Origin of the sequence: Streptomyces sp. AC1-42W, assembly GCF_003248355.1 — a bacterium.
GTDB lineage: Bacteria > Actinomycetota > Actinomycetes > Streptomycetales > Streptomycetaceae > Streptomyces.
In genome coordinates this window covers 103,040-123,390 of the sequence record NZ_QKWY01000001.1, presented here as the reverse complement: position 1 = coordinate 123,390, position 20,351 = coordinate 103,040, and the positions used below count along the sequence as shown (strand labels likewise).

Genomic DNA, 20,351 nt, shown 5'->3' with positions numbered 1-20,351 from the left:
AGGAGAGAAGGCATCCGGCTGTTTCACGTGGAACAGCCGGGCCCCTGCTTCATGCCGTCAACTCCCGTTCCAGGGGTGTCCGGAAGCGCGGGGTGACCCGTGCGTCTCCGACCCAGGACGCCAGCCGGGACGCCTCGGTCTCGATGGCGGACGTGGCCTCCGCACCGGGATCGGTCAGCAGCCGCCACACCGGCTCGCCGTCACCGCGCTGTGCCCAGCCGCCCACGATCCGGCCGTTCCACCAGACCGTGGGTCCGATGTTGCCCGAGCGGTCGAAGAGGGCTGCCCGGTGCTCGGCCGGCAGGTGGAAGGCCCGGTCCGCCCAGCCCATACCGCTCGGGTCGAGCGCGGGCAGCAGGGCCGCCCATGGGGCGGGGGCGGGCTCGGGCTCCGTGTCGCCGGGGGCGACCCAGGCGACAGCGCCGTCTTCGAGTCGCACCTCCACGGCTCCGGCTGCCGCCAGCGCCGTACGGACCTCGCGCGTCCCCCACCCGGTCCACCACTTGAGGTCGCCCTCGGTGCCCGGCCCGTATGCGCGGAGCCAGCGCAGGGCCAGCTCCGCCTGGGCCGGAGCGGTCTCCTCGACCGGCCGGGGGAGGGCCGGCGCCCAGCGGAACTGGCTGGAGGTCCAGGAGCCGCGCGGTCGGTCCCGGCGAATCCTGCCCTCTGCGGCCAGCACCCGGATCACCCGGGTCGCGACCTCCTGGACCGTCTCCTGCTTCTTCCCGGGGAACACGGTGATCTTGGTGCGAAGGGCAGCGACACCGGCGGCGAGTTCGCTGCCCGAGACCGGTCCGCTCCGGTCCAGGAACGCGAGGGCGCTCCGCTCGGCCTCATCGAGCCAGCGTTCGTCCAGGCCGTTGCCGTCCTCCCGCAGGTGCTTGAGCAGGGTACGGCGCTCCTTGGCGGCCACGGCACGCGCGTTGGCGGCCTCGACGTGCGGGGCCGTCTCCTCCGATACGACGAAGAGGGTGTTGCGCAGGGACAGCATCCGCACCAGCGAGACGTCCTCGTAGAGGCACCGCTCCACCGCGGCGACGCCGGGTTCGGCGAGGCGGGCACAGACGGACAGGAACACCGTGGCCGCGTCGGTCGCGTGGAGCGCCACCAGGGCGTCGGCCACGTCCACGGGCGACGAGGCCCGTGCCTCGGGGGTCAGCAGATGGCGGCGGCCGATCCGGATGCGCCGTTGTTCGTCACTGATGCGTTGCACGGCGACTCCCAGGGAACGCGGTGAGGTCAGAGAGCGAGCTTGAAACCCACGTGGCTGGCGATGAAGCCGAGGCGCTCGTAGAAGCGATGCGCGTCGGTGCGGGTCGTGTCCGAGGTGAGCTGCACCAGTTGGCAGCCCTGGCGGCGCGACTCGTCCACGGCCCACTGGATCAGCCGGGTACCGAGGCCGCTCCCCCGTTCGTCCGCGTGGATGCGGACGCCCTCGATCAGGGAACGGGTCGAGCCGCGCCGGGACAGGCCGGGGATCACCGTGAGCTGGAGGGTCCCGACGATGCGCTCCCGGCGCACGGCGACCATCAGACGCTGATTCGGGTCGTCGGCCAGCCGCCGGAGTGCCGTCCGGTAGGGGGCGAGATCGTCCGGCGACTCGCGCTGGGCGCCCAGCGGGTCGTCGGCGAGCAGTGCCACGATCGCGGGCAGATCGTCAGCGGTCGCACGCCGTATGTCCAGGTCGCTCATGTGCGGCAGCCTACGCAGTTCGGCCCGCCGCTATACGGGGACGGCCTTCAGTTCTTCGACGGCCCTGACCAACGGGGCCAGCTCGGGGTTCTCGGCGGCCTCGTCGAGCGCGGCCCGCAGGGCGCTGTCGTTGGTCGGCCGGGCGTCGGAGAGCAGGGCCAGGCCATCGGCGGTGACGTCGGTGTAGATGCCTCTGCGGTCGGTGTCACAGAGGTACCGGGTGAGCAGTCCCCGGTCCTCGAGGCGGGTGACCAGCCGGGTGGTGGCGCTCTGGCTCAGTCCCACGGCGTCCGCCACCTGCTTCATCTGGAGGTGTCCGCCCGGACCGCTGTGCTGCCGGCTGAGCACGTCCAGCAGGGAGTACTCCCGCACGCTGAGGTCGTGGCCGCTCTGCAGGGCCCGCTCGATGCGGCTCTCGATCCTGCCGTGGAGCAGGGAGAGCGCGATCCAGCCCTGGGAGAGGGCGGTCAGGGCCGGGTCCGTGGCAGTCATGGTCTCTCCTCCGTGCCGGAGCTGCTTACGACCAGGGTAGCCGACGTCCGCAATAGTCCGCGCTTGCAATTAACTTGCGTTTGCAATTATTGTCTACGCATGTAAGGCGCAGTAGCAATTTTTCGGGAAGGTATACCCATGCCACTCGCACTTCTGGCCCTGGCCATCGGGGCCTTCGGAATCGGAACCACCGAGTTTGTGATCATGGGATTGCTTCCCGAGGTGGCCGCCGACTTCCAGGTCTCCATCCCGGCCGCCGGCTTTCTCGTCACGGGGTACGCGCTCGGCGTGGTGCTGGGAGCCCCGCTGATGACGGTGCTCGGCACCAGGGTCAGCCGCAAACGGATGCTGATGATCCTCATGGGCCTGTTCGTCGCGGGCAATGTGGCCACCGCGACCGCGCCCGTCTTCGAGGTGATGGTCGCAGGCCGGGTGGTCGCCTCGCTCGCCCATGGAGCCTTCTTCGGCATCGGAGCGGTGGTGGCGGCCGATCTGGTGGCTCCGCAGAAGAAGGCGGGAGCCATCGCCCTGATGTTCACCGGCCTCACCGTCGCCAACGTCGTCGGTGTACCGGCGGGGACGTACATCGGTCTGCACTCCGGCTGGCGGGTCACCTTCTTCGTCGTCGCGGCGCTGGGCATCCTCGGTCTGCTCGGTGTGGCCCGGCTCGTCCCCGAGCAGCCTCGCGCCGAAGGGGTCAGGCTGCGGCAGGAAGTCGCCGCCTTCCGTAACGTCCAGGTCCTTCTCGCCATGGCGATGACGGTCCTCGGCTTCGGCGGTGTCTTCGCGGCGATCACCTACATCACGCCGATGATGACGAAGGTCGCCGGATACCCGGCCTCCGCGGTCACCTGGCTGCTGATCCTCTTCGGGGTCGGCATGCTCGGCGGCAATCTGCTCGGCGGCAGGCTCGCCGACCGGCACACCATGCCGCTGCTGCATGCGGCGCTGGCCGGCCTCGCCCTGGTCCTGGCCCTGTTCACCTGGACCGCCCACAACAAGATCACGGCCGCCGTCACCCTCGTCCTCATCGGGGCGCTCGGCTTCGCCACCGTGCCCCCGCTGCAGAAGCGGGTGCTCGACCACGCGGCAGGCGCCCCGACCCTGGCCTCGGCAATGAACATCGGCGCCTTCAACCTCGGCAACGCGCTCTCCGCCTGGCTCGGCGGCCTCGTCATCGGGGCGGGCCTCGGTTACACCGCGCCCAACTGGGTCGGAGCGGCGCTGGCCGCGTCGGCCCTGGTGCTTGCCGCCGTCTCCAGCGCCCTGGAGCGCCGTACGGCCACCCCGAGCAGGCTCGTCGCCACCCACACCCCGGAGCCGGGACGCACTCCGGAACCCGCGGACACCCCGGAGCCTGCCCACACCCCGGAACCGGCGCAGATCCCGGCGGCGCGGAGCTGATCCGGGGCCCCGGTCCCGGAGCCGGTCCGCGCCCGGGGTCAGCCCGTCGCCAGGCTGAAGGGTGCGAAGTACCGGGTCCAGTCCCCGTGCCGGTCCCCACCGAGGACCATCACCGTGGTCTCCGAACCGGTCCCCAGCCCGCAGGCACCGAGCCAGTCGACCAGGTCCTCGTGGCGGGCGTCGATGTCCGCACGCAGTGGCCGGTCCGTCGCTTCCGCCAGCGAGGCCAGAAGCAGCTTCGCCGTAGCCGTGTCCGCGGCGACCAGGGGCCCGACCGCATGGTTTGCCGCGCTCGGGGAGAGCGCGGCGTATCCGATCAGCTCCCCGTCCCTCTCGGCGACCCTCATATGGTCGGCGAACGTGGGGAGCCGGGTCAGCAGATGCGTCCGGTCGAGCCCGAACACGACCGAGTCCAGTTCCACCAGGGCCCGCAGATCGTGGGCGGAAGCGGGGCGGACGACGGTCCCCGGGTCACCGAGCGGGCCGGTTGCCGCAGGCGCCTGGAAGAAGCCGTTCAGCCGGAGGGCGCGCCCCACCGGGACGAAGCCGAGCTCCTCGTACAGGGGGCGTCCCGCCGAGGTGGCGTGGAGGCTGAGCGGGGTTTCTCCGGCGGCCTCGATCACCCTTTGCATCATGTACCGGCCGATCCCGCGCCGGGCATGGCGCCCGGCGACCAGCAGCATGCCCACGGCAGCCATGCCGGTGCCGTACGAGACCACCACGCAGGTCGCCATCAGCCCCTTGCTGTCGGGGTCGTCGATTCCGTAGCCCGTTCCGGCGGCGAGCAGCAGCGCCCAGCGCTCCTCGTCGCGAGGCCAGCCGCGGTTCTCGCTGAGATCGGCGCAGGCGACCAAGTCGTCCCGAGTGAGGCGCCGGATGGGTAGATCGGACAGCGGGCGGGGCAGTGAGCTGGGCATACGGGTTAGGCTGTCCGACGCGATGATCGCCCGTCCACCGCTTTACCGGAACTGGCCGAGACGCGCAGCCGAAAATTGGGCCACAGCGGGCGGCACACACGGTTTCACGTGAAACACGACGCCCTGACCCGCGCGGAGCCACGTGCGCCGGACCATGCGTGCCGAGCCGCCTGCGCCGAGTCGTGTGCGCCGAGACACCGCACCGATCGCCGCGTCAGCCCAGATCGGCGGCGTGCAAGGCGCGTACCCCTTCGATATTGCCGTCGAGATAGTGCCGCAGCGACAACGGCACCAGGTGCACGGCGGCGATGCCGACGCGGCTGAAGGGCACCCGGACGATGTCGTACTCCCCGCAGGGGTCGTCGATCTCGGGGCCGTGGCGCAGGGACAGGTCCATGGAGTCGAGGCGGCAGACGAAGAAGTGCTGGACCTTGACGCCCTTCACCCCGCCCTCCTCGATGTGTTCCACGGTGTCGACGAAGCAGGGCACCACATCGGTGATCTTCGCGCCCAGCTCCTCGTCCACCTCGCGGTGCAGGGCATCGACCACGGTGGCGTCCTCGGGCTCGACCCCGCCGCCCGGTGTGATCCAGTACGGGTCCACTTCGGGTTTGGTGCGCTTGATGAGGATGAGGTCGTCACCGTCGAGCAGGATGGCACGTGCGGTTCGCTTGACCACAGGACGTTCGGTCATGGCAGAAGCGTGGCCCAAGAGACGCGTTCTGAAACACCGGGGCGCGGTCCGGCGTTCGCGATGTCACCAGTCGGCGGCGGCCCGGAGCAGCCCTTCGTGGGCCCGTGAGAGACGCGGGAGGGCGAGTGTGCCGGTGCGCGCGGCCAGGAAGTAGGTGCGCAGCGGCGGGACCGGGGGGTCGAGCAGCGCCACCACCTCGCCGCGCTCCAATGCGCCTTCGCACAGATAGCGCGGCAGAACGGCCAGCCCGGCGCCGGCGGCCGCGCACTCCAGGACCGCGCGCAGGTCCGGCGTGATGACGGTGCCGGTGGCCGCGGGCGGGCTGTCGAAGACGGCGGACCAGTACCGGGAGACCAGCGGCAGGCTTTCGTGCACCTCGACCACGGGGAGCTGTTCCAGGACCACCGGGCCGTTGCGCCGCAGCGTTCCCGGACCGAGTCGGCGGGCCCAGCGGGGTGCGGCGACCAGGACGTGCTCCTCGTCCCAGAGCGGAGTGGTGGAGAGCAGTTCCCCGCGCGGCCGGGCCGTCACGACGGCCAGGTCGTGGTGCCCGGCGGCCAGGCCCTCCAGGGTCTCGTCGGTGTCGGCGGAGAACGAACCGCGCAGCGCGAGGCCCTGGGCGATCAGCGGGGTGAGCGCGGGCAGGACCCGCAGCGAGAGGAACTCCGGGGGCCCCGCCAGATGCAGGGTCTGTACGCCCGCCTCCTCGTCGAGGCCGGTCTCGGAGATCTCGACGAGCGCGTCGAGATGGGGAGCGGCCCGGTGGGCGAGTTCGTCGCCGATCGTCGTCGGCGTCACGCCGCGGGCACGGCGCAGGAAGAGCGGCCGGCCCAGCTGCCGTTCCAGCGTGCGTATCTGCGAGGTCACCGCGGGCTGGGAGAGGCCGAGGAGCGCGGCGGCGCGGGTGAAGGAGCCGGCGCGGTGCACGGTGACGAAGGTGCGCAGCAGGGCCAGATCCACGTGTCGTCCCTCCTCGCCCTCCCATGTGACGCATCCGATGCGCCCCGGTCAACGATAAATATGTCGATAGGTCGCTGCCGCTACTGTGATTGGACACTGACGCAGAGTCAACTAGCCTTGTCGAGGCGGTTCTTCCGAGGGCGAACGAGAAGAGCCGAGGGCGGTCCGAGCCACGAGGGGGGAGGCTCGGACCGCCCGTACCGCGCTGCGGACCAGGGCCGCGACGTCAGTTTCCGCCGGTGGCCGCGGCCAGCGCCTGTGCGACATCGGCCAGCAGGTCGTCCGTGTTCTCGGCGCCGACGGAGAAGCGGATGAACCCTTCCGGCACGGCGTCGCCGCCCCAGCGGCCCCGCCGCTCGGCGGTGGAGCGCACCCCGCCGAAGCTCGTGGCGTCATCGACCAGCCGCAGGGCCGCCAGGAAGCGCTCCGCGGTCTCCCGGTCGGCCAGTACGAACGACACCACCGAGCCGAAGCGCCGCATCTGCCGCACCGCGTTCGGATGCGAGGGGTCGGTGGGGAGACCGGGGTAGCGCAGCCCGGAAACGGCCCGGTGTCCGGCGAGCGCCTCGGCGAGTGAGAGGGCGTTGGCGCACTGCCGTTCGATCCGCAGTTCCAGGGTGGCCAGCGCCCGGTGCGCCAGCCAGGCTTCCATCGGGCCGGGGATGGCGCCGACGATCTTGCGCCAGTGCCGTACGCCCGCCGCGAGTTCCGGATCGCGGCAGGTGACGTGGCCGAGCAGCAGGTCGCCGTGGCCCGTCATGCCCTTGGTGTCACTGGCCACCGAGAAGTCGGCGCCCAGTTCGAGCGGGCGCTGGCCGAGCGGGGTGGCGAGGGTGTTGTCGACGGCGACGAGCGTGCCGCCGGCGTGTGCGGCCTCCACCAGCCGCCGTACGTCGCAGACGTCGAGCCCCGGGTTCGAAGGCGTCTCGATCCACAGGAGCTTGGCGCCCTCCAGCACGGCCAGCTGTGCGTCGCCGCCGGTCGGCGCGGTCCGCACCTCGACTCCGTACGCCTCCAGCTGGGCCCGCAGCAGAGGAAGTGCCTGGTAGCCGTCGTCGGGGAGGACGACGGTGTCGCCGCTGCGCGCCCGGGAGAGCAGGACGGCCGAGATCGCCGCCATTCCGGAGGCGAAGACGGTGGTCTCCACGCTCTCCCCCGGTGCTTCGAGCTCCCCGATGGCCCGTTCCAGATGTGTCCAGGTCGGGTTGGTCTCCCGGCCGTAGGCATAGGGGCCGGTCGGCTCGCCGGACAGGTGGTAGTGCGCGGCGAAGACCGGTCCGGGGAGGGTGGGCTCGTACTGCTGCGGTTCCGGCAGGCCCGCGCGTACCGCACGGGTTCCGTCGCCCATGGTGCTCATGTGTCGTCCTCGCTTCTCTCCCCGGCCGGTCCTCGGTCCCGGCCGCACTGTTTCGGTTGGACGCGGGGCGTGCCCCGCCGGGCGGCTCAGTCCTCGTCCGGGAGGACGACGTTCAGCGCCCAGGACACGATGGAGACGATCAGGCCGCCGAGAACGGCGGTCCAGAAGCCGTCGACGTGGAAGCTCAGGTCCAGTACGCCTGCCAGCCACGAGGTGAGCAGGAGCATCAGCGCGTTCACCACGAGGGTGATCAGGCCCAGCGTGAGGATGAAGAGGGGCAGGGTGAGCAGCTTCACAATCGGCTTGACCACGAAGTTGACCAGGCCGAAGACCAGCGCGACGAGGATCAGGGTCAGGGCCTTGCGGCCGGTGCTGCCGCCGGTCAGCGTGATGTCCTGGAGCAGCCAGATGGCCACGGCCAGCGCACCCGCGTTGGCGATCGTCTTGACTACGAAATTCTTCATGTGTCTGATCGTGGCAGACATGATCGGTGGCGGACACCGGCTGAGCAGAGGCAAGGGGCGGACGGGCCATGAAGGCGTTCAGGCTGGACGAACTGGAGGCGGAACGGGCCGCCAACGACGGGGCGTACCTGCAGTTCCTTCGCGAACGGAACATGTCGGTCGGCCTGTACGCCCTGGACGCGGGACAGATCGACCCGCAGCAGCCGCACGGCCAGGACGAGGTGTACTTCGTGGTCAGCGGTCGCGCTTCGATCACCGTCGGCATGGAAACGACACAGGTGGGAAGAGGGAGTGTGGTGTACGTGCCCGCGGGCACGGCCCACAAGTTCCACCACATCACCGAGGACCTGCGGGTGATGGTGGTCTTCTCGCCGCCCGAGGGATGAGCCGGCGGCCGGCGCTTCTCCGGGTTCCCTAGGGGATCGATCAGGGGAGTACAAGGGCTTCCCAGGCCCCGGTGGCCGCCCTTTCGCCTCTAGCATCGAAGCAGGAACTCACAGAGACGAGGTAAGGACGATGGCCGTGCGGGAGATATTCGCTGGGATGCCCTGGTGGGTGAAGTGGATCGCGGTGCCCGTGATCGCGATCGTCGTGTTCGGCGGTCTGATCGCCAGCCTGCTCGCGTTCGTGGTCGGTCTGCTGTTCAAGATTCTGGTCTTCGTGATCCTGGTCGGCGGGCTCGTCTTCGTCGTACGGAAGTTCATGTCGTCGTCCTCACGCAACGGGTGGTGACCGCACGCCCGACGGGGGATTAGCCCAGGTGAGCTAAGGGAAAGGCGAATCGGCACTCGGGCAGAAGGCTGCCGTTACAGTGACAGTCCGCTGCCGCCGCCTGGGAAAGCGCCGTAAGTCACCACCCCGACCAGTGGTTTGTACGGAATCCGGCCTCCGGTTCCGCGGCAGACCTGTGGGGGCGGCCCCCACGGGCGGGCTGACCGCCCGTCACCACGCCTGGGGGTGACCGTTGACCACGGCATCGAGTACGGCTGTTCCGACGCTCATCGGGTCGGTGCAGCGGGCGCTGAGGCTGCTGGAGGCTGTGGGTACCCATCGCGACGGGGCCCCGGCCAAACAGCTCGCGAGGGAAGCGGGACTGCCCCTCCCCACCGCCTACCACCTGCTGCGCACCCTGACCTATGAGGGCTATCTGCGCCGGGAGAACGGCGTCTTCCTCTTCGGCGCCGCCGCCGAACGGCTGATGGGTGACGGCGCCCTGCAGAACCGCCGCAGCACCTTGTCCCGGTCCCTGCACCGCTGGCGGGACATCGTCGAGGCCCCCGTGTACTGCGCCATCTACCGCGAGGGCGAGATCGAACTCCTCGCCGTCGCCGACAGCCCGGAGCGCCCGGCGGTCGACGAATGGGCGGCCTTCCGCGAGACCGGGCACGCACACGCGATCGGGCAGTGCCTGCTGAGCCGGATCGACGAGAAGGCCCGTGAAGATCACCTGGACCGGCACCCGGTCCGCCCCCTGACCAGGTATTCCGTCCGCGATCGTGCGGCGTTCCTGGCACGGCTGCGCTCGCTGGAGCGTACGGAGCCGGTCATCGAACGGCAGGAGTACGCGCTCGGCACGGTCTGTGCCGCCATCCCCATCACGGCCGGATTCACGGCTGCCGCGATGGCCATTTCCGTACCCCTGCACGAGGAAGAACGGTTGCTCCCCGCAGTCGAACGGCTACGCGGTGAAGTGGCCAGCCTCTTGCGTTCGTTCGTGTTCTCTATCAGTATCTGAAAAATCACTCCTTGTGATCTGCTATCGCGTGCACCACGATGGCGTCAATAGGGCCATGGGGGATCATTCCTGGCCAGATTCATCTACTGCGGGGTTGAACGATGCGTGAGTCGGTTCAAGCTGAGGTCATGATGAGCTTCCTCGTCTCCGAGGAGCTCTCATTCCGTATCCCGGTGGAGCTCCGGTACGAAGTGTGCGATCCGTACGCGATCCGGATGACCTTCCATCTGCCCGGCGACGCCCCCGTCACCTGGGCCTTCGGCCGCGAGCTGCTGCTCGACGGCCTCAACAGCCCCAGCGGTGACGGCGATGTGCACATCGCGCCGACCGAGCCCGAGGGCCTGTCCGATGTCCACATCCGGTTGCAGGTCGGCGCCGACCGTGCGCTCTTCCGGGCGGGTACGGCACCGCTGGTCGCCTTCCTCGACCGTACGGACAAGCTCGTGCCGCTCGGACAGGAGTGCACGCTGGGTGATTTCGACGGCAACCTGGAGGAGGCGCTGGGTCGCATCCTGACCGAAGAGCAGAACGCCGGCTGAGAGGGAGCCTGCCCACGGGCATTCATGCCACTCGAACAGGACATCTGCCGATCGGGTGAATCACCCTCCGTCGTTCGGTCAGGACCTCGCCCGCCGCCGCCGGCCCCGGCCGGCCCGTACGGGTGCCGAAGCCATGGCTTCCGCGCCGATCCCCGTGCGGTCCGCGGAGACGACCGCCGCCGCGAGCGCGGTCGTCACCGGCACGGAGGCGACCAGCCCGATCGACCCGACGAGCGTGCGCACGATCTCCTCCGCCACCAGCTCGCTGTTGGCGACTGTTCCCATGCTGCTCTGCGCGACCGTGAACAGGAGAAGGAGGGGCAGGGCCGCGCCCGCATACGCGAGCACCAGGGTGTTGACCACGGAGGCGATGTGATCGCGTCCGATCCTGATCCCTGCCCGGTAGAGCTGCCGCGTACTCATGGTGGGGTTCGCCTGTCGCAGTTCCCAGACCGCCGAGGTCTGGGTGACCGTGACGTCGTCGAGCACGCCCAGCGAGCCGATGATGACACCGGCCAGCAGCAGGCCGCTCATGTCGATGTGCGGATACAGGCCGTGGATGAGACCGGTGTTGTCGTCGGTGTTCCCGCTCAGACTCGCCCAGCCGACGAAGAGCGAGCCGAGCAGCCCGATCAGCATCAGTGACACCAGGGTGCCGATGACGGCGACGGAGGTGCGGGCGGTCGGCCCGTGGCAGATGTAGAGCGCGATCAGCATGATCGCGCCTGCTCCGACGACCGCCACCAGCAGCGGGTTCGAGCCCTGCAGTATGGCCGGCAGGATGAAGAACGTCAGCACGGCGAACGACAGGGCGAGCGCCACCAGGGCCATGACCCCGCGCATCCTGCCCACGAGCACCACCGCGACGGCGAAGATGCCGGCCAGCAGCACCAGCGGAAACTTCCGGTTCACATCCGTCACGGAGTACTGGAGGTCATGGGGCGCGTCGGGGGCGTACGCCACCACCACCCCCTGCCCCGCGCGCAGTTGCCGGGGCGCGTCCGGCTGGACCACCTCGGCGAACCGGCGTCCCTCGTCCGGACCGCTGGTGACCTCGACGGTTGCCTTCCCGCAGAGACCGCGGCCGGTCGCCGGCCGTTCCCCGGGCGGGGCGGTTCCGGCGTCGACGGGCAGCTGGGAGGCGTTGACGTCCTGGCAGTCGATCCTGACGACACTCACCACCTTCCCCTGCTGGGTCTGCCGGTCGAAGCCGACCCCGGTCCGTTCGTGCGCCGGCGCGCTGCCCGGCCACAGCGCCACGAGACCGACGAGCACGGCGGCCGCGAAGGGGATCAGCACCGCGGCGATCACCCTGCGCAGACGGGCGGAGACGGGTGCGGCGGGGCCGTGGCTGTGCGTGTGGCCGTGCTGGTGGCCCTGCGGTTCTGAGTCGTGAGGAGGGGGCGTCACCGGCCGATCATCGCAAGGAGGAAGGGGCCCTCTGTTCAGCCCGCCCGTGCGGAGGCTAGCGTGGTGGCACCTTTGCACACGCGGGAGCTCGGAGCACCGGGCTGAGAGGGCGCTGAAACCGTACGTCCGTACGTACGGGAATCGCTGCGCCGACCGCCGAACCTGTTACCGGGTAATGCCGGCGTAGGGAGTAGGTCTCATGACCACATCGGACACACGCACGCCTGCCTCCTCTCAGGGTGACGAGGCCGGGAAGTCCATCGGCTGGCACAAGGGATATGTCCAGGGGCCGCGCCCCGACATCCGGGTGCCGGTCCGCCAGGTGCACCTCACCAACGGCAAGGACGTGACGCTGTACGACACGTCCGGGCCGTACACCGACCCGGCGACCGCGACCGACGTCCGTCGCGGGCTCGCACCGCTCCGGGAGAACTGGATCATCGCCCGCAGCGACACCGAGGAGTACGAGGGCCGGCCCGCCCGCCCCGAGGACGACGGGCTCAAGCACACCACGCCGCGCGGGGGGCTGCGCAATCTGGACGCGGTCTTCCCCGGCCGGCCCCGGCGGCCGCGGCGGAGCCGGGACGGTGCGCCCGTCACCCAGCTCGCGTACGCCCGCAGGGGCGAGATCACCCCGGAGATGGAGTACGTCGCGATCCGGGAGAACGTGGCGGCGGAGGTGGTGCGCGAGGAGATCGCCGCCGGCCGCGCGGTGCTGCCCGCGAACGTCAACCACCCGGAGATCGAGCCGATGATCATCGGGAAGCGGTTCCTGGTGAAGGTCAACGCCAACATCGGCAACTCCGCGGTGACGTCCTCCATCGAGGAGGAGGTGGACAAGATGACCTGGGCGACCCGATGGGGTGCCGACACGGTCATGGACCTTTCCACCGGCCGCAACATCCACACCACCCGTGAGTGGGTACTTCGCAATTCACCCGTACCGATCGGCACCGTCCCCCTCTACCAGGCCCTGGAGAAGGTCGACGGCCGGGCCGAGGAACTGACCTGGGAGATCTACAAGGACACCGTCATCGAGCAGGCCGAACAGGGCGTGGACTACATGACGGTGCACGCCGGCGTGCGCCTGCCGTACGTTCCGCTCACCGCGCGCCGCAAGACCGGCATCGTCTCCCGCGGCGGCTCGATCATGGCGGCCTGGTGCCTGGCGCACCACAAGGAGTCGTTCCTGTACGAGCACTTCGAGGAGCTCTGCGAGATCCTCGCCGCCTACGACGTGACGTACTCGCTGGGCGACGGGCTGCGTCCCGGTTCGATCGCGGACGCCAACGACGAGGCGCAGTTCGCCGAACTGCGCACGCTCGGCGAGCTGAACACGATCGCCAAGCGGTTCGGGGTGCAGACCATGATCGAGGGTCCGGGCCATGTCCCGATGCACAAGATCAAGGAGAACATCGACCTCCAGCAGGAGATCTGCGAGGAGGCGCCGTTCTACACGCTCGGCCCGCTGACGACCGACATCGCGCCGGCGTACGACCACATCACCTCGGGCATCGGCGCCGCGATGATCGCCTGGTGGGGCACGGCGATGCTCTGTTACGTGACGCCCAAGGAGCACCTCGGGCTGCCGAACCGGGACGATGTGAAGACCGGCGTCATCACCTACAAGATCGCCGCCCATGCCGCCGACCTGGCCAAGGGCCATCCGGGGGCGCAGGAGTGGGACGACGCGCTCTCGGACGCCCGGTTCGAGTTCCGCTGGGAGGACCAGTTCAACCTGGCGCTCGACCCGGACACGGCACGGGAGTTCCACGACGAGACGCTGCCGGCCGAACCCGCCAAGACGGCGCACTTCTGCTCGATGTGCGGGCCGAAGTTCTGCTCGATGAAGATCAGCCACAGCATTACCGAGCAGTTCGGCGGCCAGGACAGCGGCCGGGACGGCGCGGAGGCCACGGCCGAGGAGATCGCCGAGGGCATGCTCCGCAAGTCGCGTGAGTTCGCGGAGAGCGGCAACCGGGTCTATCTGCCGCTGGCCGACTGACGCGCGTACGCGACCGAGGTGTCCGGCCCTGTCGCCGGGCCGGACACCTGAGCCCGTTGGTCGCCTGCTTCTGCCGGACGTCCGCGTCTCCGCGCGCTTGCGGTAGCTCGTACGCGGCGCCGGCCGGCGCCGCCCCGTCAGTCCGGTTCGTGCTCCGGCCCACCGAAATCGGGGCTGGAGAAGTCCGGGCTGGTGTACGTGGGGCGGGGCGCGGCGGCCGGTCCCTCGGCCGGGCCGGCGAAGTCGGGCCGGGTGTAGCCGATCTTCGGGAGGCGGCCCGCCGGGCGGTGCGGGGCGGGGATCACGGTGCCGGTGGCGGGTTCGGCGAGCGCGTCGCGCAGGAAGGGCACGATGCCCCGTTCCAGCAGCGCCAGGCGCCAGGCGTCCTTGGCCAGCGCCACCTCGTCGGGCAGTGCGTCGGCGGCGTCGCGGGCCGCCAGGGACGTGGAGCCGTTGCGCAGGGCGGCGAGGAGCAGGCCGATGGCGGCGACCAGGATGGCGGCGGCCGTGACGGCGGCGAAGAACCATCCGGCGCCGACCATGGTCCCGGCGAACGCCGGTGGCGGGTCCAGCATTCTCAGGAGGTAGCCGACCAGCAGGAATATGGCCGCCGCCGTACCCGCCAGCATCGGCGTCAGAACCGTGACGACCGCTCCTATGCCGGCGCCCGACTGCGGGTGGTCGTCCGGCGCGGTGTCCGGGCCGGTGCGCCGGACGGGGGCGCGCAGTTCCTCGCGGGTCTTCACGTACTGCTCGTACTCGGCGGAGGCCGTGGCGGTGATCAGCGCGACGGCGGCGAGCGCCATGGTGCGCAACTGGGCGGCGTTGAGGTGTTCCCCGACGGCGGCCAGTTCAGGTCGTTCATGAGCGTGACGCAGTGCGTCGTCGAGGAGCCGTTCGTACTCGGGCCGGTCCTCGGTCAGCAGGTGCGGAGCGCTGTTCATGTGCATCCCCCGATGCTCCGTCGAGCCTGTCTGCCCGCTGGGGGCGGGCAGTTGGGCGGAAACGGAGGAGAGCCTGCTACTGATAGGCCCGATGTTAGAGCGCGTACAGCACGGGGTGACAGGGGATTTGCGGAAATAGGCCCGCCGCTCGGCGCGGTCGGGCCGGGACGTCTCTTCCCCGTGACGCGTCAGTCACGCAGGGGGAGTTGGGCGACCAGCAGCTTTCCGGCCATGGTCACCCCGCCGTCCATGGCGATGGCGAGCCCGTCCGCGTACACGTGGGGACCGTCGACCTGGGGTCCGGCGCCGTCCTCGCCGTCCTCGGAGCCGACCTCGCCGGTCAGGTACGGGATGGGGCTGTGGCCGTGGACGACGCGCCGCCCGCCGTACGCCGTCATCAGCTCCTGGACGGCGCCGGAGCCGGAGTCGTCGCGGAAGGCGAACCGCTTGGTGAGCTTGCGGAACAGGTCCCAGCACTCGTCGGCGTCGTTGCGCGTGAGGATGGCGTGCACCGTGTCGTTGACGTCCTCGATGGTGGAGCCGTAGTCGAGGTACGCCGTGGTGTCCGAGTGCAGCAGGAGGTGCTCGTCCTCCTCGACGATCGCGTCGAGGCGGGACATCCACTGCAGGTGGACGTCCTGGAGGCGTTCCATGTCCGTCTTCTGACCGCCGTTGAGCAGCCAGGCGGCCTGGAAGGTGGCGGTACCGGCGCCGGAGTTCACCGGGGTGTCGCCGAACCGTTTGGCGCCGATGAGCAGCAGTTCGTGGTTCCCCATCAGGGCCTTGCAGTAACCTCCCGCGGCCGCGGCCTCGGCGGAGAGCCGCATGACGAGGTCGATGACGCCGATGCCGTCCGGGCCCCGGTCGGTGAAGTCGCCGAGGAACCAGAGACGGGCGTTGCCGGCGGCCCAGCGGCCCTCGGAGTCGATCAGGCCCTGCTCGGCGAGGGCGGTCAGCAGCTCGTCCAGGTAGCCGTGGACGTCACCGACGACGTACAGCGGGCCGCGGCCGGGTGTGGCGGCGGGACGCGGCTCGGGCGCGGGCTGCGCCCGAGCGGTTTCGTCGATGCTGATGACGGGAAGGTCGCGCGCCGTCGGCGTGTAGCCCTCCGGGGGCTCGCCCTCGGGGAAAGCGCTTCCGGGATGCGGTGACGCGGGCGGCGCAGGGGACTGCGCATAGGGCGGTACGCGGAAGTCGCGCAACGTCGCCGTCCGCACCACGGGCTCCTGACCGGCCCCCTGTGTCATCGACCCCTCCACACCACCGTCGCGCCGCCGTACACCTGACGGGCCCTGCTGGTCGGGTTGGTCCGCGGTGTCGTGCGCCCATCATAGGAATGCGGATCGTGGTCTGGGACGCACCAGGGGTGGTGAATCCTTCCGCATGCCAGGTTCGTCGGTCGATTGGTCCCAATTGGGCTGATCAGTCCCCTGCCGGGGATCGCGGCGCACTGACCGTGGTGCGGGGCGGACGGCGTTGCGAGGACGTCCGGACGATCAGCTCCGTCGGTATCACCCGCTCGACCGGACCGTCGTGGTCGACGCCCTCGATCGCGTCGATGAGCAGCTGGACGACCGCCGTGCCGATCCGGCGCGGTTTCAGCGAGAGCGTCGTGATGGGCGGCTCGGTCGTGGCGTAGACCGTGGACTCGCTGCAGCACACCAGCAGCAGGTCGTCGGGGACGCGCAGTCCGTAGCGGCGGGCGGCCGCCAGCAGGTCCGTGCCGTTGGGGTCGAAGAGCCCGTAGACGGCGTCGGGTCGGTCCGGGCGGGCCAGCAGCCGGTCGGCGGCCACCGCGCCCGCGCACGGGTCGTGCGCCGGGTAGGACTCGTAGACCGGGTCCTGCCCCACGCGCTCGCACCAGTGCAGATAGGCGGTGGTGGAGAGCCGTGTGTACGTGTCGGTGGTGGTGCCGGTGAGCAGCCCGATGCGGCGGGCCCCGGCGGCGGCGAGATGGTCGAGGAGGTCGAGCACGGCGGCCCGGTGGTCGTTGTCCACCCAGGCGGTGACCGGGAGCGATCCGGCGGGACGGCCGTCCGAGACGACGGGCAGCCCCTGGCGGACCAGCTCGGTGACGACCGGGTCCTGGTCGGAGGGGTCGATGACGACGGTGCCGTCGAGGGCCACGTTCGACCAGACGTCGTGGCGCGAGGTGGCCGGGAGGATGACGAGCGCGTAGCCGCGGGCGAGGGCCGCCGAGGTGGCCGCCCTCGCCATTTCCGCGAAGTACGCGAACTCGGTGAAGGTGAAAGGTTCATCCCCGTAGGTCGTCACGGTCAGGCCGATGAGGCCCGACTTGCCGGTACGGAGCGTTCGGGCCGCTGCGGAAGGGCGGTAGCCCAGGCGCTCTGCGACCTCGCGGACATGGCGGCGGGTGGCGTCCGGGAGCCTGCCCTTGCCGTTGAGCGCGTCGGAGACGGTCGTGATGGAGACGCCGGCGGCGGCCGCCACATCACGGATTCCGGCACGTCCCTGCCTGCCGCCGCGCCGGGGGGTCTCCGTCCGGCTCACCTGGTGCTTCCCTGCTGCTGTCATGGCGTGCCGATAGTAGGGCGCTGCAGGGGGGTTGATCTGGTCGCATATGCGGACGTTGACAGGCACGTTTCTGCATGATCATCAGGCATCAATCGCCTTGTTAATCAAGGGTGTTGAGCCGGTTTACCGTCATGTGTCAAGCGTGTGGCCGGATGGGCCTGGCGTCGGGGCGAGGTCTCGAAGAGGTCTCAACTCACCTCTTCGAGGGACGCGCGCCACGGAGTGAGCCACCGGCGCACGCCACGACCGGGCGCGCTCCCCCTCATTCCGGGGTCCACCGGACGAATCCACTGTTCACCCGTTCGCAGCGGCGCCCAATCCTCATAAGGTGAGCAGTATTGATGTGTACGGATGGCCGAGGAGGATCTGCGGTGAGCGAGACGAGCCCCAAGTTGCGTGCCGAGCTGGACGGCGTTCCCGCGTATGTGCCGGGCAAACCGGCGTCGGCGGACGGACCGGCCTCTTTCAAGCTGTCCTCCAACGAGAACCCGTATCCGCCGCTGCCGGGGGTGATGGAGAGCGCGCTCGCCGCCGCGGCGAATTTCAACCGCTACCCGGACATGGCCTGCACGGGCCTGATGAACGAGCTGGCGAACCGCTTCGGCGTGCCCGTCTCGCACCTGGCCACGGGTACCGGTTCGGTCGGCGTGGCCCAGCAGCTGCTCCAGGCGACCTCGGGGCCGGGCGACGAGGTGATCTACGCCTGGCGCTCCTTCGAGGCGTACCCGATCATCACGCAGGTCAGCGGCGCGACCTCGGTGAAGGTGCCGCTGACGGACGGCGATGTGCACGATCTGGACGCGATGGCGGACGCGATCACGGACCGGACGCGGCTGATCTTCGTCTGCAACCCGAACAACCCGACCGGCACCGTCGTGCGCAGGGCCGAGCTGGAACGGTTCCTCGACCGGGTGCCGGGCGATGTGCTCGTGGTGCTGGACGAGGCGTACCGGGAGTTCATCCGCGACACCGAGGTCCCGGACGGCATCGAGATCTACCGCGACCGCCCGAACGTGGCGGTGCTGCGGACCTTCTCCAAGGCGTACGGCCTGGCCGGGCTGCGGGTCGGCTTCGCGGTGGCCCATGAGCCGGTGGCGGCGGCGCTGCGCAAGACGGCGGTGCCGTTCGGTGTCAGCCAGCTCGCCCAGGACGCGGCGGTGGCCTCGCTGCGGGCCGAGGACGAGCTGCTCGGCCGGGTGGGGTCGCTGGTGTGCGAGCGGGACCGGGTGTCGCAGGCGCTGCTGGGACAGGGCTGGACGGTGCCCGACTCCCAGGCGAACTTCGTCTGGCTGCGGCTGGGCGAGCGCACGCTGGACTTCGCGGCCGCCTGCGAGAAGGCCGGCGTGGTGGTCCGGCCGTTCGCGGGTGAGGGCGTGCGCGTCACCATCGGCGAGGACGAGGCGAATGACCTGTTCCTGAAGGTGGCGGAGGAGTACCGCAGGGAGCTGTAGCCGGCACCGCCCGGCGGTCGGGGCCCCGTATCTCGCGAGAGGTGCGGGGCCTTTTCGTATGCCCGGTATGGGCCGGTAGGTGACAGGGGACCCCCGGATGCGGGGTCCGAAAGCGTGTGCGCCATAATTGCTTGTGAATGTGAACGCGTTCACAAGCGTGTCCTGCTTCCTCCCGTGATCCGTTGGATTTCGCGGACAAATCGCCGGTGCTCCGGCGGTGACGTAAGGAGAAGTCGACGTGGAGCTAGCTCTGGCGCCGGAGACCCTGGCGCGATGGCAGTTCGGTACGACGACCGTCTACCACTTCCTCTTCGTTCCTCTGACGATCTCTCTCGCGGCGCTCACCGCCGGCCTGCAGACCGCCTGGGTGCGGACGAACAAGGAGAAGTACCTCCGGGCGACCAAGTTCTGGGGAAAACTCTTCCTGATCAACATCGCCATGGGTGTCGTCACCGGCATCGTCCAGGAGTTCCAGTTCGGCATGAACTGGTCCGACTACTCGCGGTTCGTCGGTGACATCTTCGGGGCGCCGCTCGCCTTCGAGGCCCTGATCGCGTTCTTCTTCGAGTCCACCTTCATCGGGCTGTGGATCTTCGGCTGGGACAAGCTCCCCAAGAAGATCCACCTCGCCTGCATCTGGATGGTGTCGCTCGGCACCGTGCTCTCCGCCTACTTCATCCTGGCGGCCAACTCCTGGATGCAGCACCCGGTCGGCTACCGCATCAACGAGGAACGCGGCCGCGCCGAACTCACGGACTTCTGGCAGGTCCTCACCCAGAACACCGCGCTCGCCCAGTTCTTCCACACCATCACCGCCGCCTTCCTGGTCGGCGGGGCCTTCATGGTGGGCATCGCGGCCTTCCACCTGGCCCGCAAGAAGCACATCCCGGTGATGCGGACCTCGCTGCGCCTGGGCCTGATCACCGTGGTGATCTCCGGCCTCCTGACAGCCGTCAGCGGCGACCAGCTCGGCAAGGTGATGTTCAAGCAGCAGCCGATGAAGATGGCCGCGGCCGAGGCCCTGTGGGACGGCCAGAACTCGGCACCCTTCTCGATCTTCGCCTACGGAGACGTGAGCAAGGGCCACAACTCCGTGGAGATCTCCATCCCCGGCGTCCTGTCCTTCCTCGCCGACGACGAGTTCGACTCGTACGTCCCCGGCATCAACGACATCAACAAGGCGGAGCAGGAGCGCTTCGGGCCCGGCGACTACCGGCCCAACATCCCCGTCGCCTTCTGGAGCTTCCGGTGGATGATCGGCTTCGGGATGGCCTCCTTCGGCCTCGGCATCCTCGGACTGTGGCTCACCCGGAAGAAGTTCATGCTGCCCGAGGCGATGCGCACGGGTGAGGACGAGGTGCCGCATCTGGTCCTCTTCAAGAACAAGGCCCTCAGCCCGCGTCTGGCCCGGTGCTACTGGATCGTCGCCCTGTGGACCCTGCTCTTCCCGCTGATCGCCAACTCCTGGGGCTGGATCTTCACCGAGATGGGCCGCCAGCCCTGGGTGGTCTACGGAGTGCTCCGGACCCGTGACGCGGTCTCCCCCGGTGTCTCGCAGGCCGAGGTGCTCACCTCGCTGATCGTCTTCACCGTGCTGTACGCGGTGCTCGCCGTGATCGAGGTCAAGCTCCTCCTGAAGTACATCAAGGCCGGCCCGCCGGAGCTGACGGAGGACGACCTCAACCCGCCCACCCGGATCGGCGGCGATCACGCCGACGCCGACCGGCCCATGGCCTTCTCCTACTGAGAGCG

At 69.7% G+C, this 20,351-nt stretch carries 20 protein-coding genes; 8 read left to right on the top strand and 12 right to left on the bottom strand.

Annotation, left to right across the window (positions count from 1 at the left end):
- Nucleotides 1-49: 49 nt before the first annotated feature.
- The 3 genes from DNK56_RS00540 to DNK56_RS00530 are packed head-to-tail and all read right to left on the bottom strand — an operon-like array spanning nucleotide 50 to nucleotide 2,184.
- Nucleotides 50-1,213 carry a winged helix DNA-binding domain-containing protein gene (locus DNK56_RS00540; RefSeq protein ID WP_111329630.1) on the bottom strand — a complete coding sequence of 388 codons (1,164 nt, stop codon included), beginning with the start codon at nucleotides 1,211-1,213 and terminating at the stop codon, nucleotides 50-52.
- 26 nt (nucleotides 1,214-1,239) lie between these two features.
- Entirely contained in the window at nucleotides 1,240-1,692 is a 453-nt protein-coding gene (locus DNK56_RS00535) for a GNAT family N-acetyltransferase (RefSeq protein WP_111329628.1), read from the bottom strand.
- 30 nt (nucleotides 1,693-1,722) lie between these two features.
- The gene (locus tag DNK56_RS00530; RefSeq protein WP_111329626.1) at nucleotides 1,723-2,184 is read right to left on the bottom strand and encodes a MarR family winged helix-turn-helix transcriptional regulator; all 462 of its coding nucleotides are present in this window, start codon (nucleotides 2,182-2,184) and stop codon (nucleotides 1,723-1,725) included.
- Between the two features lie 138 nt (nucleotides 2,185-2,322).
- On the opposite strand from DNK56_RS00530, the gene DNK56_RS00525 reads away from it, so the two are divergent.
- Entirely contained in the window at nucleotides 2,323-3,588 is a 1,266-nt protein-coding gene (locus tag DNK56_RS00525; protein ID WP_111329624.1) for an MFS transporter, read from the top strand.
- A gap of 38 nt (nucleotides 3,589-3,626) precedes the next feature.
- Here DNK56_RS00525 and DNK56_RS00520 read toward each other — a convergent pair whose 3' ends face one another.
- From DNK56_RS00520 to DNK56_RS00500, 5 genes are all read right to left on the bottom strand, one after another.
- Entirely contained in the window at nucleotides 3,627-4,505 is an 879-nt protein-coding gene (locus tag DNK56_RS00520; protein ID WP_111329622.1) for a GNAT family N-acetyltransferase, read from the bottom strand.
- Nucleotides 4,506-4,719: 214 nt separating this feature from the next.
- Nucleotides 4,720-5,199, bottom strand: coding sequence for an NUDIX domain-containing protein (locus tag DNK56_RS00515; RefSeq protein WP_111329620.1), 480 nt, complete (start codon nucleotides 5,197-5,199; stop codon nucleotides 4,720-4,722).
- Nucleotides 5,200-5,262: 63 nt separating this feature from the next.
- Nucleotides 5,263-6,159, bottom strand: a complete 897-nt coding sequence (locus DNK56_RS00510; RefSeq protein WP_111329618.1) for a LysR family transcriptional regulator — start codon at nucleotides 6,157-6,159, stop codon at nucleotides 5,263-5,265.
- Between the two features lie 226 nt (nucleotides 6,160-6,385).
- Nucleotides 6,386-7,516 (bottom strand): cystathionine gamma-lyase, encoded by a 1,131-nt coding sequence (locus DNK56_RS00505; protein ID WP_111329616.1) that lies wholly within the window; start codon nucleotides 7,514-7,516, stop codon nucleotides 6,386-6,388.
- A gap of 86 nt (nucleotides 7,517-7,602) precedes the next feature.
- A complete protein-coding gene (locus tag DNK56_RS00500; RefSeq protein WP_111329614.1) occupies nucleotides 7,603-7,980 on the bottom strand; it encodes a phage holin family protein in 378 nt (125 codons plus the stop codon).
- Between the two features lie 68 nt (nucleotides 7,981-8,048).
- Here DNK56_RS00500 and DNK56_RS00495 point away from each other — a divergent pair, with 68 nt between their 5' ends.
- From DNK56_RS00495 to DNK56_RS00480, 4 genes are all read left to right on the top strand, one after another.
- A complete protein-coding gene (locus tag DNK56_RS00495; RefSeq protein WP_111329612.1) occupies nucleotides 8,049-8,366 on the top strand; it encodes a cupin domain-containing protein in 318 nt (105 codons plus the stop codon).
- 130 nt (nucleotides 8,367-8,496) lie between these two features.
- Nucleotides 8,497-8,712, top strand: coding sequence for a DUF5326 family protein (locus DNK56_RS00490; protein WP_158558501.1), 216 nt, complete (start codon nucleotides 8,497-8,499; stop codon nucleotides 8,710-8,712).
- A 232-nt stretch (nucleotides 8,713-8,944) separates the two neighbouring features.
- Nucleotides 8,945-9,715 carry an IclR family transcriptional regulator gene (locus DNK56_RS00485; RefSeq protein WP_330239568.1) on the top strand — a complete coding sequence of 257 codons (771 nt, stop codon included), beginning with the start codon at nucleotides 8,945-8,947 and terminating at the stop codon, nucleotides 9,713-9,715.
- A gap of 101 nt (nucleotides 9,716-9,816) precedes the next feature.
- Nucleotides 9,817-10,254, top strand: coding sequence for an SsgA family sporulation/cell division regulator (locus DNK56_RS00480; protein WP_111329610.1), 438 nt, complete (start codon nucleotides 9,817-9,819; stop codon nucleotides 10,252-10,254).
- Between the two features lie 78 nt (nucleotides 10,255-10,332).
- Here DNK56_RS00480 and DNK56_RS00475 read toward each other — a convergent pair whose 3' ends face one another.
- Nucleotides 10,333-11,664 (bottom strand): YibE/F family protein, encoded by a 1,332-nt coding sequence (locus DNK56_RS00475; protein WP_111329608.1) that lies wholly within the window; start codon nucleotides 11,662-11,664, stop codon nucleotides 10,333-10,335.
- A gap of 199 nt (nucleotides 11,665-11,863) precedes the next feature.
- On the opposite strand from DNK56_RS00475, the gene thiC reads away from it, so the two are divergent.
- Nucleotides 11,864-13,669 (top strand): phosphomethylpyrimidine synthase ThiC, encoded by a 1,806-nt coding sequence (thiC, locus tag DNK56_RS00470; protein ID WP_111329606.1) that lies wholly within the window; start codon nucleotides 11,864-11,866, stop codon nucleotides 13,667-13,669.
- A 137-nt stretch (nucleotides 13,670-13,806) separates the two neighbouring features.
- Here thiC and DNK56_RS00465 read toward each other — a convergent pair whose 3' ends face one another.
- The 3 genes from DNK56_RS00465 to DNK56_RS00455 form a co-directional block, all read right to left on the bottom strand.
- Nucleotides 13,807-14,619, bottom strand: a complete 813-nt coding sequence (locus DNK56_RS00465) for a hypothetical protein (protein WP_111329604.1) — start codon at nucleotides 14,617-14,619, stop codon at nucleotides 13,807-13,809.
- Between the two features lie 182 nt (nucleotides 14,620-14,801).
- The gene (locus tag DNK56_RS00460) at nucleotides 14,802-15,860 is read right to left on the bottom strand and encodes a metallophosphoesterase (protein WP_111329602.1); all 1,059 of its coding nucleotides are present in this window, start codon (nucleotides 15,858-15,860) and stop codon (nucleotides 14,802-14,804) included.
- A 175-nt stretch (nucleotides 15,861-16,035) separates the two neighbouring features.
- On the bottom strand, nucleotides 16,036-17,148 hold the full coding sequence (locus tag DNK56_RS00455) for a LacI family DNA-binding transcriptional regulator (RefSeq protein ID WP_111329600.1): 1,113 nt from the start codon (nucleotides 17,146-17,148) through the stop codon (nucleotides 16,036-16,038).
- Nucleotides 17,149-17,519: 371 nt separating this feature from the next.
- Here DNK56_RS00455 and hisC point away from each other — a divergent pair, with 371 nt between their 5' ends.
- On the top strand, nucleotides 17,520-18,599 hold the full coding sequence (gene hisC, locus DNK56_RS00450) for a histidinol-phosphate transaminase (RefSeq protein WP_111329598.1): 1,080 nt from the start codon (nucleotides 17,520-17,522) through the stop codon (nucleotides 18,597-18,599).
- 238 nt (nucleotides 18,600-18,837) lie between these two features.
- A complete protein-coding gene (locus DNK56_RS00445; protein ID WP_111329596.1) occupies nucleotides 18,838-20,346 on the top strand; it encodes a cytochrome ubiquinol oxidase subunit I in 1,509 nt (502 codons plus the stop codon).
- The last annotated feature ends 5 nt before the right edge of the window (nucleotides 20,347-20,351 follow it).